The following is a 15896-nucleotide window of genomic DNA, read 5'->3' as shown; positions in this document are numbered from 1 at the left end:
TAGATTCATCAAAAAATTACTCCACTGCTATATTCGTGGTTATTTAAGATTTAAACTAGCAGAAAAAATCAATTTATTAGCAGATTAGAGTTTCGTTAAAATCGTCTATTCTTTAAACTATTTTCTTACAAGTTAATCCAACCAATTAATTTCAATCTATGTTTATTTTACATATCAAGTATGTCTTTTCTGATCTTCTTCCTGTCTAAATCCGTCAATAAATAATTTCTACTTCTTAAAATTTCCCTTATGTTCAATCTTGCAACTAAACATAAGGAAAACCGAAGCGATTCTATTAGCATTTTCTTCTATAAGTAATCATGGTAATGCTATAAAAAATTAGAATCGAAAAAATCTTTAAGTGTACTCCCTCTATTAATAGTTCGACTTACACTTAAAACAAATGTAGTCGATTCGTAAATCAAAAACTGTAATAATCCTCACCAATTGTAGCATAATTTTGACTTAGATATGACAAAAATTAAGCAAATAGCATAAAAAACCATCAGATTAACAGTAATCATCAGTATTCCTTAAAAATGCTTTCCGTTCCATTATAAAGCTAATAAATATTAACCAAGACGCATTTCTTCGGTACTATTGCGTATAAAATGATAGTTTTAATCTGAATAAAATCAGTCACTGATTAATTTATTTATTGAAAGAGCAATCCTATTATGAAAGCCAGATTTAACGTATTCATTTTAATGGTGTTATGTAGTTTTTACGCTGAAAATGTAAATGCACAGATCATTTTAAAGACCCCTGTTTCTATAAATAGGTCTTCTAAATTATATGCCAATAAAGAAATTATTATCAAAGGTGGTTTTGATCCAACTGTAAAGTTTAACGGAAGTGATTCAGATACACTTCAAGCTAAAAAAATAACTTTAGAGGGGAACTTATACATAAAAGGTGCATTAATTACAAATGCTGAAATTATAATTACTGGAAGTCTTAATAATCAAAAACAGCAATTTGCTTCTTCAATATCAGGGGATAGTATTAGTACATTAAAGAATATTAAATTCGAAAAAGTGAATACTATATCTGCTTATAATGTAACAAACCCTCTAATTGTAGAAGATAAAATTATTATCAACTCTTCTTCAGTTTTAAAAGAAAACGTGCATGCAAATGATGTCAATATTCAGCATGGTCTATTACAACTTGAAGGAAAGAAATCTGTAATTGGTAATTTATATATTGCAAAACATAGTACTTATAGTATTGTAGACACAGCATCTGTTAGTATAACAGAAAGTTTTAGTGTTGAAGGCAACGATTTTGAAATTTTAAATGATGGCGTGCTTAATTTTATAGAAAATAGTATTCTTGATCTTTCTAGAATTACGCTGCCTAATAACGTTTTGTATTTTATAGGAAAAGGAACAATTAATTTTACTGAAAACACGTCAGTAGATTTTGGAAAACTAGATGATGAAAATTTATCATATACATTAAATTGGAACATCCCTAATTGCGATTTTATACCAGAAAAGAGCCTTGTTACTTGTGATTACCTTTTGAATACAGCATCTCCTATTGCATTAATTTCATTTACAGGAAAAATTGAAAAAGGAAAAAACACATTGCATTGGTCTACTTCATCAGAAATAAATTGCGATTATTATATAATTGAAAGATCTGTAGATAAAAAAGATTGGGAAGCACTTGATCAAATTAAAGTATATGATGATCGGTTGATTAAAAGTACCTATTTCTGGCAAGATCATTTAAGTGAGGCGTTTTATTATAGAATTCTACAAGTTGATATTGATGGTAATTCTGAAGAATTTGGCCCAATTCAAGTAGGTGGTAACGAAGCTATATTTAATGTAAAAGTGATCCCGAATGCACCTAAAGATAAAACAGCCATTCTAGAACTAAATGCACTTGATGGGAATATCACAACCTATGAAATTTACAGTACCAACGGGTACTTAATGCGCAGAAAAACACTTGATACTAGTAAAGTAAAGAATAAGAAAATACCTTTAGACTTTACAGATTTAGACAAAGGTCAGTACATTATTAGGGTTAATAATGGGCAATTTATTGCTATAGAGAAAATTGTCATTCCTTAAATTCTCATTTAGAATATTAAAATAATCACGTTTTAGAAACTCTTTTACAAACTAAAATAGGGATAGGAGTATATTCAGAATTCTATTAGTATATAAAGTATATAGACTTTGGATATTATGTGATTTATATGTTAATTCGTGAAACAAACATTTAAATTTAAAATACAAATGATCTATAATTCAATTCTTGACACAATAGGCCAAACTCCTATTATAAAAATTAATAAGCTCTTCTCTAATAAGCATAATGTATTTATTAAAGCTGAAAGATTTAATCCCGCTAGTAGTATTAAAGATAGAATTGCTTTAGCAATGATTGAAAAAGCGGAAGAAGATGGTCTGTTAAATAAAGATTCAGAAATTATTGAGCCTACTTCTGGAAACACAGGTGTTGGTCTTTCTATGGTTGCTGCTGTAAAAGGTTATTCTATTACACTTTGTATGCCCGAATCTATGAGTATTGAGCGTAGAAAATTAATGGCTAGTTATGGTGCTAAATTAGTACTTACTCCTAAAGAGAAAGGTATGAAAGGTGCTATTGCTAAAGCAGAAGAATTAGCAGAAGGAAATAAAAATGCTTGGATTCCATCTCAATTTGATAATCCTGCCAATGTAAATATCCATGCCACAACAACGGCTCAAGAAATTATTGAAGATTTTCCTAACGGATTGGATTATCTAATTACTGGTGTTGGTACAGGCGGACATATTACAGGTGTTGCTAAAGTGCTTAAAGAAAAATGGCCAAACATTAAAGTGTTTGCTGTAGAGCCAGAAGTAAGTGCTGTTATTGGTGGTGGAGCTCCTGGTCCTCACCCATTACAAGGAATTGGTGCTGGTTTTATTCCAAAAAACTTAGATACTTCTTTATTAGATGGTGCTATTGGTGTTGATGCCGAAAAATCTAAAGCTTTTGCAAGAGAATTAGCACTTAAAGAAGGTTTTCTTGGTGGAATTTCTACTGGAGCATCTTTAGCTGCTGTAGATAAAAAATTAGCTGAAATACCTGAAGGAAGTTCAATTCTTACTTTCAATTATGATACAGGCGAAAGATACCTTTCAATTGAAGGATTGTTTGGGGTGTAGTCCATAAAAATGATATTTAAAGAGTCATTGATGTAAAAATCAATGACTCTTTTTTGTACAAAAAGAAACCCCACCTTTAATCAAAAGATGGGGTTAATTACTTACTAGATATTTATATTTTTATTGTAATACTAAGATTACTTGTTCTCTTATTTTGTGTTATACTAATATAGTATATTTAATTGTAGAAGATACAATTACTAGACCAATTCTTAGATTAATTCAATTTTTTTATATTTTAAGACATAAATAACTTATTTACAAGATGTTATTATTCTAATTTTTTATTACCCTTACATTTAAAATCCAATTAATTCCAAATTTTAATGAGAAAGACACTTTATTTGTTTAAACAAGTTTTTATCTTTAATTTGTTTAAACAATAATAACACAAACCTGTTTTACTAATTATTCAATCTAAACGCACTAAATTCTAACGTTATGAAAAAGGTATTTATTTTCACTTTTATTTCTCTTCTTATTTTTGGTTGTTCTGAAGCTGTTATCGATGATGATAACACAGGTACAAATGATAATGATGTTATTGAAGTTCCTGAAGATGACGACGATGCTGTAGCAGAAGAAGCTGTAGTTTACGATCCTCATGTATTAACTATTGCAGATAATTATTGTATTTCTTGTCACAGTGGTAGTAGTCTACAAGCAGGTATTAACTTATCTGGTTATACTAATTTTAAATTTCAGACAGAAAGCGGCAATTTATTATCAAGAATAAATAATAGTTCAAACCCTATGCCTCCTGCTGGTTTAATGCCACAAGAAGAAAGACAACGTATCCAAAAATGGGTAGATGATAATTTCCCAGAAAAATAGAAAACATGAAACAACTTACAATCTTATTACTCTTCTTAAGTATTACCTCTTTCGGACAAAAATATATAACTAAAACTGGTCTAACCGATTTTGAAGCATCCGTTAAGGCTTTTGAACCTGTAGAAGCAACTAATAATAGTACAACAGCAATTATTAATACTGAAACAGGAGAAATAGCTGCACTATTATTTATTGCTGCTTTCGAATTTAAAGTGGCATTAATGCAGGAGCATTTCAATGAAAATTATATGTCTTCTGATAAATTTCCAAAAGCTACTTTTAAAGGGGAAATCACTGATTTTGATTTTAAAAATTTAAGTAATGCTCCCAAAGATTTTAATTTAAAAGGAACACTTACTATTAAAGGCATATCAAAAGAAATAGTAGCTAGAGTTAAGTTGTACGTAAATAAGGATATTTTATATGCTAAGTCAGCTTTTGATGTAGCTCCCTCAGATTTTGATATTCAAATTCCAAGTATTGTAGAGGAAAAGATATCAGAAAAAATTCATATATCTATAAACTATGAACTCAAAAAAAAGTAAACTACTTACACTATTAATAGTGCTAAGTAGTGCTTTAGTTCTATCAGTAGCTTACATTTTCAAACCTCCTACAACCGTAGAAAATAGTAGTTTGAGTTATAATGGTGAAGCTATTGGTTTTATTAAAGAAATAGAAAGCAATACTTCAACTAATTATGTTGCAAAAGTAGTACAGCTCAACGGCACTATAACTCAACTAGAAGAAAATGGGATACAACTTAATAATAAAGTATTCTGTCAGTTTTCTACATCATTTCCTTATAAAATCACTAAAGATTCTAAAATAACCATAAAAGGAAAATACATTGGTTTCGATGAATTGCTCGATGAAATTAAACTCAATAATTGTACAATAATTAAATAACTAACAATGAAATATTACCAACTATTACTCTTTATTTTCTCCTGTACTTATACATTTGCACAGGATGATTTACTAAATGAAATAGAGACAGAAACAACCGACTCTGTCACTTTTGAACAACCTGCGTTTAAAGCAATGAAAATTGGTAACCTACAATCTACAAAAGTGGGCGGAAAAGGTGATTTTTATATGTATATCTCTCATAGGTTCGGTTCTTTAAAAGACGGCTGGGAAACATTTTTTGGTTTAGACAATGCAAATACAAAAATTCAACTTGTTTACGCGCTATTTGATGGTTTTCAAATTGGGATAAGTAGAGAATCTTGGAGAAAAACATATGCAGGGAGCACAAAAATTCGAATAAAAGAGCAAAAAGGTAACTTCCCTATCAATATTTCTGCATACGGCACTTTTAATGTCAATACCCAAGTGAGTACAGAATTATATCCAGAAATTACGGGTTCTGATAGAATGAGTTATGCAGCTCAATTCTTATTTTCTAAACGTATTAAAAAGTTATCTGTAGAGTTGGCCCCAACTTACGTAAGACAAAACCTTGTTTATAATGTCAATCAAGATCATAATCAATATGTATTAGGTATTGGAGGAAGATATAAAGTCAGTAAAAGAATGTCTGTCAATATAGATTATTCTTACAATTTTAGTCGAGCTAGTGATTCTGATTTCAAGGACCCTTTAACTGTTGGTTTAGACATAGAAACAGGAGGTCATGTTTTTCAACTTTTATTTACAAATGCTCAATCTACAAACGAACCCGGCTTTATGAGTTATGCTGAAGGAGATTGGAGTACTGGAGATATTTTCTTTGGGTTTAACATTGTCAGAGTCTTTTAACCAACTTACTCTTGATTAACACTAACTACAATATGTAATTGTACAATTTTAAGATAAAATATACTTATTTATTAAAAAATAAGCTATATTTGTCTTACTACTACAAACTTATTTAACAATCACTACAATCAAATATGTTAAACCTATTCTTGAAAATATCTTTTACATTCGTAATTATACTAGGGCTTTCTATTAAAATACAGGCTCAAAACCTAGATTTCATAGTAAACTATAGTAAAACAAACAGTGTTGGCGATGTACATCAGATGAGTTTAAATGGTGTAGGAATTGATATTAGAAAACACCTTTCTAAAGTACCAATTTCAATTGGTGTAGCCTCTTCTTATAATTTTTCTGAAAAAGAAATCAATACAGATTATAACTCGCCTATTCCTGATAGTGATCTTAAAAACTTTGTAATCGTGCCTTTTCAATTAAATGTACATTATTATTTTAATGAAAGAGGAGTAATTTCTCCATTTATTGGTATTGGCGGTAGTGGGTATTTTATTGAGCAAGGTTATATGGTTTCTCAATATGCTCTTGATTTAGACGGTGGCAGTAGTTCTTCTAGAGAAGTAAAAGAAAGCAATGTAAGTTATGGTTTTATGGGTGAACTTGGATTTACAACAACATTTTTTGATAGAATAAACCCTTTCTTTAGCTTAAAATACAACTATGTACCAACTAACGATTACAATATTAATTACAGTAATATTTGTGTAAATGTTGGTTTATCTTTCTAAAAAAAATAGAGTCCATATTGCTATAGACCCTACCTTTCACGTTCCAAAAATTATATTTTTAGTGTATTAGACCATTTGTAGGCATAAGGTGCTTATATTTTCGTAAACCCTTTACTAATGCACGTGTTTTCTGAAGATGTAATTGCAAAACTTTCCAATGGTTTATGTAAGCAGATTTTGGGGCAACTATCCCTTTTTCTAATTTTTCTATTGTCTCCATAACTTTAACCGAAACCCAATCAGCAGAACATTCTAATGTCATTCGCTTTCCATCATAATCAAATTTAGGGAGTGCATTTTCATTACATTGCCCAAATTGTTGACGGCTTAAAGAAGGGCATTTTTTTAATAAATAGTCTTCAAAGCACATGTATAAATGCTCATAAGAATTGAGCATCATGTTTAAATTGTAATAGGTACTTTCAACTAAATAGTTTTCTGCATTTTTAGTTGAGTTTTTGCAAAATGCAACTAATTCAAACTGTTCTTTTTGGTATTTAGGGTACATATTCATTGCTGTAAGTTTTTTGTTATTCATCTCAATTTATCGAAAAGAATTAAAAAACAAAAATTTTTAATGTATTTTTTACACTAATTAAATTTGATGATAAAATAGATTGTTTATTTAAAATTAGTCTAAATATTATTCATGCTTTTTTGTACTAAAAAAGGTGAAATATGAGTATTTATTGTTGATTCAAAATATTGATTATTTAAGTTATAATCAATTGAAATTAGCTATTTTACAAACAGTTCAATTGATATAAAATGTTTGTAAACACACTTAAAACAGCCTTAAATCACCTTTTTAAGTAGTAAATGATTTAACCTCCAATCCTTTCCTTTATTTATTCGAAAAATAAGATTTATAATTTAACGTTGATTTTCGTCACTTATTTACCTGATCAGTATCATGATAAACAAATCCATTTGTTAATACTTTTATCATATAATGTTCTAAACAACACTTATTAAATTGAAATTAGATTACAAGAAAATGAGTAAAAGATTTAAGCCACATTAGCTCAATTTGTCTTTTTAAAAACAAGTGATTGACCATGTCTAAATGGTGTAAGAAATGAAATTGAGCGTAACCTAAAAAACCATACACAAAATCTATCTTTAACCGACCAATAAACAACGGTAGATTCCAATAACTAAAGAGGTAATTAGTGAACACAATTAAAAATGATACAAACCACTTATTTGTTTACTAACTATCTTAAACAACACATAAGGTTCGACAAACACATTTTATAATAAAACACCATTACTTGATAGAAATTTTTGATTTCTGTTCAAGGTAGTAACCGATTGTATTTTATAGTAAATCATGTTTTTTTTTAAAATATGATACTGGAACAATACACACTAGATTTTATAAACAACACACAAGACAAACAAGAGCCAAAAGACCAACGATTATGGATCAAAAAAATTCCAAAGTAAAATATCCTGGTGTTCGCGTAGCAATGGATGGCAATACTGCCGCTATTATGTGCGAAAGAGAATCTACTGATGCTGCAGGTGCGTACCCTATTACCCCTTCTACTCAGATGGGAGAATATTGGGCAGAAGAAGCAGCAAAAGGACATTTAAATATATCGGATAAACCCCTTATTTTTATAGAACCAGAAGGAGAACATGCTGCTGCAGCTGTTACTGCTGGTTTATCTATGACAGGGCAACGTGCTGCTAACTTTTCTTCTGGACAAGGGATAGCCTATATGCACGAATCTTTATATGCCGCTGTAGGTAAACGTTTAACGTATGTGCTAAACATAGGTGCTAGAGCAATGACAAAATCTACGTTAAATGTACATGCAGGTCATGACGACTACCATGCCATTGACGATACTGGATTCTTTCAGATGTTTGCCAAAAAAGCACAACATGTAGCCGATTTAAATATCATTTCTCATAAAATTGCAGAAATGTCTTTAACGCCTGGAGTTATTGCACAGGATGGTTTTTTAACTACTCATCTTATTGAATCTTTATCGCTTCCTGAACGCGAATTAATCAAAGAATTTTTAGGGCGACCAGATGACATTATTGATACCCCCACTGCAGCTCAAAAAATTATTTATGGAGAAAAGAGAAGAAGAATTCCAGAAATTTGGGATGTAGATAATCCTTTAATGGCTGGTATTGTACAGAATCAAGATTCGTATATGCAATCTGTGGCTGCACAACGTCCTTTCTTCTTTGATCATATAAAAGAACTTACAGACAAGGCATTTAAAGATTTTGCTGCACTTACAGGTCGTTTATACGAACGTGTAATGACCTACAAAATTGAAGATGCTGATTACCTTATTTTAGGACAAGGCTCTGTGGTTACCTCAGCAGAAGTTGTTGTAGATTATCTTAGAGAAACTAGAGGTTTAAAAGTTGGCGTTGTGGATTTGGTAATGTTTAGGCCCTTCCCTGCCGACCTAATAAGTAAGGTTTTAAAAGGTAAAAAAGGGATTACTGTTTTAGAACGTTTAGACCAACCACTTGCAGAAGATGCTCCAATTATTAGAGAGATTAGAGCGGTGCTTACTAAATGTATTGAAAATGGTGCTAGTAATAAAAATAAACCTTACCCCACTTTAGCAAGTTATAAGCCAAACGAATTCCCTGCACTTTATTCTGGCTCTTTTGGTATGGGATCGAGAGATTTACAGCCAGAAGGTATTATTGGAGCAGTAGAAAATATGCTTCCTGAAGGAAAACAGAAAAAGCAATTCTACTTATCTATTGATTTTGTTCGTGAACACGCTTTCACACCAAAACAGCGTCAATATCAAGAGTCAATTAAAGACGCTTATCCAAACATTCAAGATTTGTCTGTGCGTGGTTCTGAAAACCCAAACCTTATGCCTAAAGGGGCAATAACGGTACGTTTCCACTCTGTTGGAGGTTGGGGAGCAATTACTACGGGTAAAAATCTAGCAATGACATTGTTCGATTTACTTGGGTACGATATTAAAGCAAACCCCAAATATGGATCGGAAAAAAAAGGGCAACCTACTACTTATTATTTAGCAGCTGCACCAGAGCCTATTCGTATTAATTGCGAGTATTATTTTGTGGATGTAGTTCTTTCTCCAGACCCTAACGTTTTTAAGCATACCAATGCTTTAGCAGGGCTTAAAAAAGGAGGTAGTTTTATTGTTCAAAGTGATAAAACTACTGCCGATGAAGTATGGGCAGAAATTCCCAAGCAATATCAAAAGCTAATTATACAAAACGAAATACACGTTTATTATATAGATGGATTTAAGATTGCAAGAGAAGAAGCAACTGATCCTGAATTACAATTAAGAATGCAGGGTATTGCCTTTCAAGGTGCCTTTTTCTCTGCATCACCTTTAATGGAAAAAGCAGGTCTTTCTGATGCAGCCTTACTTAAAGCCATTGAAGACCAATTACAATATAAATTCGGAGGAAAAGGACAGCGTGTAGTAGATGATAATATGCGTGTTGTAAAACGTGGATTTACTGAGGTTCATGAGATTACAAATAAAGTTTTAGGTACTTCTAATGGTAAAGAAGGTATGGTACTTAAAGTACCTAAAATGATGAAGGAACGTCCTGTTTCTGAATCAAAACTTAGTGATGTACATCGTTTCTGGGAACAAACGGGTAATTTCTACCAGACAGGACAAGGTAACGATAACCTTACTGATCCATTTATTGGCATGTCGGTAATGCCTGCCACAACTTCTCTTTTTAGAGACATGACGGGTATTCGTTTTGAGCATCCTGAATGGGTACCTGATAATTGTACTGCCTGTGGCAATTGTTATTCCGTTTGCCCTGATACTGCTTTACCTGGGTTGGTTTCTGAGCTAAAAGATGTGCTTGAAACAGTAGTAAATAGAGTGAAGAAAAACCATATAAAAGTGGAGGAACTTCCGAAGGCTACTCGTAAGATGGAAAGTAAAATCAGAACTCTTTTTGATGGAGAACAGAACAAAGGTATTTCCGTAAATGAACATATTCATGAAGTGATTCATCAAACAGTTGAAGATGAAAATACTTCGGAACAATTAAAACAAGAGTTGCTCTGGTTTAAGGAGGAATTAGGTGATTTCAAATTCGCACTTACACGTCCTTATTATCATCTAAATGAGAAAAAAGAAAAAGGAAGTGGAGGTTTATTTAGTATTACATTAAACCCAGCAACTTGTAAAGGTTGTATGGAATGTATAGAAGTTTGTGATGACAATGCTTTAAAAACTGTTATACAAACTGAAGGTTCTGTTGCCAAATTGAGAAGCGAATGGGACTTATGGGAAGAATTGCCAAATACTCCAGAAAAGTACAATAGAATAGATGACCTCGAAGAAAAAATTGGCCCTTTAGAAACACTTCTATTAAACAAAGAAGCGTATGGTAAATTTGCCTCTGGCGATGGTGCTTGTTTAGGTTGTTCAGAGAAAACTGTTGTCCATTTATTTACAGCAACAGTTCAATCTTTAATGATGCCAAGAATTGAGAAGCACATTAACTATCTTGATGAGCTGATTGTAAAAATGGAACGTCATCTACAAGTTAAATTGATGGATACCGTCAATTTAAGTGATGCCGACATGATGTCTAAGATTGTTGCAGAAATGCAAGATAGCGATCTGACAATGGCTGAAATTACAAGTAGAATTGAACAAGAAAAAGGTAGCGAACCGATTGATCAGGAATGGTTAAGAAATACCTCTCAACTTATTGCACAATTAAAGCAATTAAAATGGAGATATACTAGCGGAACTACTGGAGATGGACGTGCAAATATGGGGATGACCAATGCAACAGGATGTACTTCTGTTTGGGGTAGTACGTATCCATATAACCCATATCCATTCCCTTGGGCCAACCATTTATTCCAAGACTCCACCTCTTTGGCTATGGGTATTTTTGAAGGACACATGTCTAAGATGGCGGATAGTTTTAGAACAATTCGTAAAGCTGAATTAGAGCTTAGTGGAGACTACAACACATCAGAACATGATGATTTCTTTACCTATTTTACTTGGGAACAATTTACAGATGAAGAATGGCATTTATGTCCTCCTGTTGTTGCGCTTGGTGGAGATGGTTCTATGTATGATATCGGTTTTCAAAATTTATCTAGAATGATGGCTTCGGGTAAACCGATAAAAGTAATTGTTGTAGATACTCAAGTGTATTCTAACACTGGTGGACAAGCCTGTACATCTGGGTTTATTGGGCAAGTATCTGATATGGCGCAATACGGCAAGGTTTGGAAAGGAAAAGCAGAACCTCGAAAAGAGATTGGATTGTTAGCAATGGCTCACCGTAATACGTATGTTTTACAAGGAACTTTATCAAATACTACGCAGATGATAGAGGGTTTTATAGATGGATTAATGGCCAAACGCCCTGCCCTATTCAACCTGTATACAACCTGTCAGCCTGAACATGGTGTTGCCGATGATTTGGGTGCACATCAAGCTAAAATGGCTGTAGAATCTCGCACGTATCCTATTTTTAAATACAATCCAGAAAATGGGAAAACCACAGAAGAAAACTTCGATTTAAGTGGTAACCCAGACATGGAAAAAGATTGGCCATCTTACCAATTAAAATATATAGATAATGGTGTAGAAAAAGCAATGGATTTAGAAATGACATTTGCTGATTTTGCACTAACAGAAGCAAGGTTTAGAAAGCACTTTCGTAAAGTACCTCGTGATGCTTGGAACGAAAATATGGTGCCAATTGCAGAGTTCTTAAACATGGATGCTGATGAAAGAGAAGGTCTCTTCCCTTTTGTTTGGGCAGTAGATAGAAAACAGCATTTAACAAGAGTTCTTTGTGCAGAACCAATGGTACTCTCTTGCGAAGAAAGACGTGATTTCTGGATTATGCTTAAAGGTTTAGCAGGTATTAAAGAGGAACCGGAAGTAAATATAGAAGAGAAAATCCGTGCAGAAGTTGTAGGTAATATTGCTCAAGGTTTAATGAAACTTGCTGGTGGTGACGGTGGTAGTTTAGTAGATTTGGTTCAGCCTTCGGGTATATCAGTTACTACAGAAAGTGCTACGCAAGTTGCCCCAAATGAAAACTACATGGCACCTTGGATAGAAACCGAAGATTGTAGTGGTTGTGATGAATGTATCAAAATCAATAATAAAATATTTGCTTACAATTCAGATAAAAAAGCATTTGTAAAAAACTCGGACGGAGGTACTTATCAAGATGTAGTAAAGGCAGCAGAAAAGTGTACTGCAGGGGTGTTGCACCCAGGTTTACCTAAAAATATGTCTGAAAAGAACATCGATAAGTTAATCAAAAGAGGAGAGAAATATAATTAATGAGCAAAACCATGAAAATGTTGACTATTCAAAAGAATACATTCAAACATGGGATTCATCCACCGGAGTATAAAGATGACACAAAAGATCTACGGATCAGACAGTTTTCTTTTGCTCCAGTGCTCATTATTCCCATGGCACAACACATTGGTGCTCCTTCGGAAATAATTGTTCGAGAGGGTCAAGAAGTTGTGCGTGGGCAATTGCTAGCCAAATCAAGTGGTTATGTATCAGTTCCAGTGCATGCACCAGTCTCAGGGATCATTCGTAAAATCGGGAATGTTCCAACTGTAGGCGGTAAAATGTCACCGGGGATTTACTTGGAAGCCTTCCCTTTTTCCGGTCAGGAAATAGCGGAAGGTTCCCCTATTCTTCTAGCAACAGCAACGAAAGAAGAAATTTTAAAGGGTATTCAAGAAGCTGGTATTGTAGGACTTGGTGGAGCTGCTTTTCCCACACATGTAAAATTAAAAGTACCCGAAGATAAAGAATGTGAAGTCTTGTTGATTAATGGTATTGAGTGCGAACCGTACCTTACAACAGACCACAGGGTAATGCTAGAACAAGGAAAGGATGTCGTTACAGGTATCAATTACTTGCTAAAAGCTACAGGTGCAAAACGTTGTATAATTGGTATTGAAGGAAATAAAGTTGATGCTGCTGAACATCTAAAAACATTACTTCCAGAAAATAGTCCAATTACAGTACAAGTTGTTCCGGTAAAATATCCGCAGGGCTCAGAAAAAATGCTGATCACTTCTTGTCTAGGGATTGAAGTTCCCTCGGGTGGCTTACCAATTGATGTAAAAGCTGTTGTAGTGAATGTAGCAACAACTGCAGAAATTGGCCGCTTGCTTCCTCATGGTTGGGGAATTCAGGAACGTGTGGTTACTATCACAGGACCAGGTGTAAAGAAGAAAGGGAATTATTTCATTCCAATGGGAACACCTCTCCGTTATGTATTGGATGAGGTGGGCCTAGAAGATAATATTTCTGAAGTGTATCTAGGTGGTCCAATGATGGGTATGGCGGTATCCAACCTAGATATTTCTATTACTAAAGGAACATCTGGTATTGTGGTATTTACAGACAAGGATGTAAAAACGACAGAAAAAGTGTTCCCTTGCATTAAATGTGGTGCTTGTGTAGATGCTTGTCCGTTATCGTTAAACCCCTCTAAAATGTGGATTCTTGCAAAGTTCAAAGCGTATGATAAAATGGCTGAAGAACAGAATTTAATGGATTGTTTTGAGTGTGGCTCCTGTTCTTTTGTGTGCCCATCACACATTCCATTGGTTCAGTATTTTAGGTTATCAAAAGCTATTGTTAGAAAACGTAAAGCCACTGCCCATGTTAAATAAAACATTAAATATTAGTACATCACCTCATATTACAAAAGGCAACAGTACCGATGTAATTATGAAAAACGTGGTCTATGCATTACTTCCTTCTGCTGGTTTTGCTGTATATGCCTTTGGTTTAAGTGCCTTTTTGGTACTCATTACATCTGTTATTTCTTGTGTATTTACCGAACATATTTTATGTAAATTATCGAATAAGGAGACAACTGTAAACGATTGGTCTGCCGTAATTACTGGCCTACTTTTAGGCTTGACCCTTCCTCCCATTTTCCCTTTATGGATGGCTTTCTGCGGAGGTGTAATTGCAATTGGATTAGGTAAATTTTTATTTGGTGGATTAGGGTATAATGTTTTTAACCCTGCTTTAGTCGGAAGAGCTGTATTACAAGCTGCTTTTCCTGTTGCTATTACCACTTGGTATGAGGCTTTTCAAGGAAACCGTTTTACAGAAATAGCTTCATCGGTATTGGCACTTCCTTTTATGCAGCCAATTTTTGATGGTACATCTGGTGCTACACCTCTTTCTGCTTTTAAGTTTGATCATATTACTGCCCCTACATCAGAATTAATGTTTGGACTAACAGGTGGTTCGACTGGAGAGACGTGCGGTGTGATAATTATACTTGGAGGAATATACCTTATCAGTAAAAAAATGGCCAATTGGCGTATCCCTACTGCTATAGTTGGAACGGTAATCGTGTTAAGTGGTATCCTTTTCAGTATAGATCCTACTCTGTATCCAAACCCATTATTTATGGTATTTTCTGGAGGTTTATTACTCGGTGCATTTTTTATGGCAACGGATATGGTAGGCTCACCGCTTACATCTATTGGTGTATGGATTTATGGCATATTTATAGGCATATTGATTGTCGTAATTCGTGTTTGGGGTGGACTTCCAGAAGGTGTAATGTACGCTATTCTGTTAGGAAATGCCATTGCACCACAGATTGATAATTTTGTTAAGCCGAGAGTTTACGGAACATCAAAACGTAAGAAAACATGAGTACAATAAAAGAAGCTCCAGTAATAGAAGAAACTAGTAGCTTAAAAATGCTTCAAGCCATGGTGGGAATCGGTATTTTATGTGCTCTACTGATTGTTGTTACCTATGAAACCACAAAGCCTCGTATTGCTCAGCTTAAACAAGCGGCATTAGAAGAAGCCATTTTTAAAGTGATTCCAGGAATTACTAAAACGAAAGCATTCCATTTTGTAGAGGGTACTTTTGAGCCAGTTAGTAATCAAAAAAAGGTAAAAGAAGTAGTTTATGCTGGTTACAATGATTCTAATGAATTAGTAGGTGTTGCCATAAATGGAAAAGGACAAGGGTATGCAGATATTATCAGTGTATTGTATGGATATAGTTTCGATAAACAACAAATTGTAGGTTTCTATGTACTAGAAAGTAAAGAGACTCCCGGTTTAGGTGATAAGATTGAAAAAGACCCTGATTTTCTTGCCAATTTTTCAGCAATGGATGCCACCTTAACAGACGATTTATCAACTCTTAAAAATAAGATTACTACTACAAAAAGCGGAGAGAAAACCAATGCTTGGGAAATTGATGGAATAACAGGAGCAACAATTTCTTCTCGTGCCATTGGTGATATTCTAAGAAACAGTACAGAAGTTATGCTACCGTTTATTTATAAAAATAAGGAAGCATTTGTTTTACACACAAAACAAGAATAA

At 33.4% G+C, this 15896-nt stretch carries 12 protein-coding genes; 11 read left to right on the top strand and 1 reads right to left on the bottom strand.

The features are described 5' to 3' along the window. The first annotated feature begins 677 nt into the window (after window positions 1-677). The 7 genes from EI427_RS23125 to EI427_RS23095 all read left to right on the top strand — a co-directional run bounded on the left by EI427_RS23125 (window position 678) and on the right by EI427_RS23095 (window position 6517). Window positions 678-2087 carry a T9SS type A sorting domain-containing protein gene (locus EI427_RS23125; protein WP_126619506.1) on the top strand — a complete coding sequence of 470 codons (1410 nt, stop codon included), beginning with the start codon at window positions 678-680 and terminating at the stop codon, window positions 2085-2087. 168 nt (window positions 2088-2255) lie between these two features. Continuing rightward, a complete protein-coding gene (gene cysK, locus EI427_RS23120; protein WP_126619504.1) occupies window positions 2256-3173 on the top strand; it encodes a cysteine synthase A in 918 nt (305 codons plus the stop codon). Between the two features lie 441 nt (window positions 3174-3614). Next, entirely contained in the window at window positions 3615-4007 is a 393-nt protein-coding gene (locus EI427_RS23115) for a hypothetical protein (RefSeq protein ID WP_126619502.1), read from the top strand. Window positions 4008-4012: 5 nt separating this feature from the next. Next, the gene (locus EI427_RS23110) at window positions 4013-4552 is read left to right on the top strand and encodes a YceI family protein (protein ID WP_126619500.1); all 540 of its coding nucleotides are present in this window, start codon (window positions 4013-4015) and stop codon (window positions 4550-4552) included. Next, window positions 4533-4916, top strand: coding sequence for a hypothetical protein (locus EI427_RS23105; protein ID WP_126619498.1), 384 nt, complete (start codon window positions 4533-4535; stop codon window positions 4914-4916). The genes EI427_RS23110 and EI427_RS23105 overlap by 20 nt, the downstream gene beginning before the upstream one ends. 6 nt (window positions 4917-4922) lie before the next feature. Beyond that, a complete protein-coding gene (locus EI427_RS23100; protein ID WP_126619496.1) occupies window positions 4923-5771 on the top strand; it encodes a DUF5777 family beta-barrel protein in 849 nt (282 codons plus the stop codon). Window positions 5772-5905: 134 nt separating this feature from the next. After that, window positions 5906-6517, top strand: a complete 612-nt coding sequence (locus EI427_RS23095) for an outer membrane beta-barrel protein (RefSeq protein WP_126619494.1) — start codon at window positions 5906-5908, stop codon at window positions 6515-6517. A 58-nt stretch (window positions 6518-6575) separates the two neighbouring features. Here EI427_RS23095 and EI427_RS23090 read toward each other — a convergent pair whose 3' ends face one another. After that, window positions 6576-7055, bottom strand: a complete 480-nt coding sequence (locus EI427_RS23090) for a hypothetical protein (RefSeq protein WP_126619492.1) — start codon at window positions 7053-7055, stop codon at window positions 6576-6578. A gap of 886 nt (window positions 7056-7941) precedes the next feature. Between EI427_RS23090 and EI427_RS23085 the strand changes: the two genes are divergently transcribed. The 4 genes from EI427_RS23085 to EI427_RS23070 are packed head-to-tail and all read left to right on the top strand — an operon-like array spanning window position 7942 to window position 15896. Beyond that, window positions 7942-12840 carry a 2-oxoacid:acceptor oxidoreductase family protein gene (locus tag EI427_RS23085; RefSeq protein WP_205727971.1) on the top strand — a complete coding sequence of 1633 codons (4899 nt, stop codon included), beginning with the start codon at window positions 7942-7944 and terminating at the stop codon, window positions 12838-12840. Then, a complete protein-coding gene (rsxC, locus tag EI427_RS23080; protein ID WP_317125752.1) occupies window positions 12840-14201 on the top strand; it encodes an electron transport complex subunit RsxC in 1362 nt (453 codons plus the stop codon). Before EI427_RS23085 ends, rsxC begins: the two co-directional genes overlap by 1 nt. Further along, window positions 14191-15207, top strand: coding sequence for an RnfABCDGE type electron transport complex subunit D (locus tag EI427_RS23075; protein ID WP_126619488.1), 1017 nt, complete (start codon window positions 14191-14193; stop codon window positions 15205-15207). The genes rsxC and EI427_RS23075 overlap by 11 nt, the downstream gene beginning before the upstream one ends. Continuing rightward, window positions 15204-15896: an RnfABCDGE type electron transport complex subunit G gene (locus EI427_RS23070; RefSeq protein WP_126619486.1), complete on the top strand. Its 693-nt coding sequence runs from the start codon at window positions 15204-15206 to the stop codon at window positions 15894-15896. The genes EI427_RS23075 and EI427_RS23070 overlap by 4 nt, the downstream gene beginning before the upstream one ends.

Source organism: Flammeovirga pectinis, assembly GCF_003970675.1.
Classification (GTDB): Bacteria; Bacteroidota; Bacteroidia; order Cytophagales; family Flammeovirgaceae; genus Flammeovirga; species Flammeovirga pectinis.
This window is presented reverse-complemented; position numbering and strand designations above follow the sequence as displayed.

Coding starts and splice junctions, on each gene's coding strand:
- EI427_RS23125 (WP_126619506.1), top strand. CDS start 678: ATGAAAGCCAGATTTAACGTATTCATTTTAATGGTGTTATGTAGTTTT.
- cysK (WP_126619504.1), top strand. CDS start 2,256: ATGATCTATAATTCAATTCTTGACACAATAGGCCAAACTCCTATTATA.
- EI427_RS23115 (WP_126619502.1), top strand. CDS start 3,615: ATGAAAAAGGTATTTATTTTCACTTTTATTTCTCTTCTTATTTTTGGT.
- EI427_RS23110 (WP_126619500.1), top strand. CDS start 4,013: ATGAAACAACTTACAATCTTATTACTCTTCTTAAGTATTACCTCTTTC.
- EI427_RS23105 (WP_126619498.1), top strand. CDS start 4,533: ATGAACTCAAAAAAAAGTAAACTACTTACACTATTAATAGTGCTAAGT.
- EI427_RS23100 (WP_126619496.1), top strand. CDS start 4,923: ATGAAATATTACCAACTATTACTCTTTATTTTCTCCTGTACTTATACA.
- EI427_RS23095 (WP_126619494.1), top strand. CDS start 5,906: ATGTTAAACCTATTCTTGAAAATATCTTTTACATTCGTAATTATACTA.
- EI427_RS23090 (WP_126619492.1), bottom strand. CDS start 7,055: ATGAATAACAAAAAACTTACAGCAATGAATATGTACCCTAAATACCAA.
- EI427_RS23085 (WP_205727971.1), top strand. CDS start 7,942: ATGGATCAAAAAAATTCCAAAGTAAAATATCCTGGTGTTCGCGTAGCA.
- rsxC (WP_317125752.1), top strand. CDS start 12,840: ATGAGCAAAACCATGAAAATGTTGACTATTCAAAAGAATACATTCAAA.
- EI427_RS23075 (WP_126619488.1), top strand. CDS start 14,191: ATGTTAAATAAAACATTAAATATTAGTACATCACCTCATATTACAAAA.
- EI427_RS23070 (WP_126619486.1), top strand. CDS start 15,204: ATGAGTACAATAAAAGAAGCTCCAGTAATAGAAGAAACTAGTAGCTTA.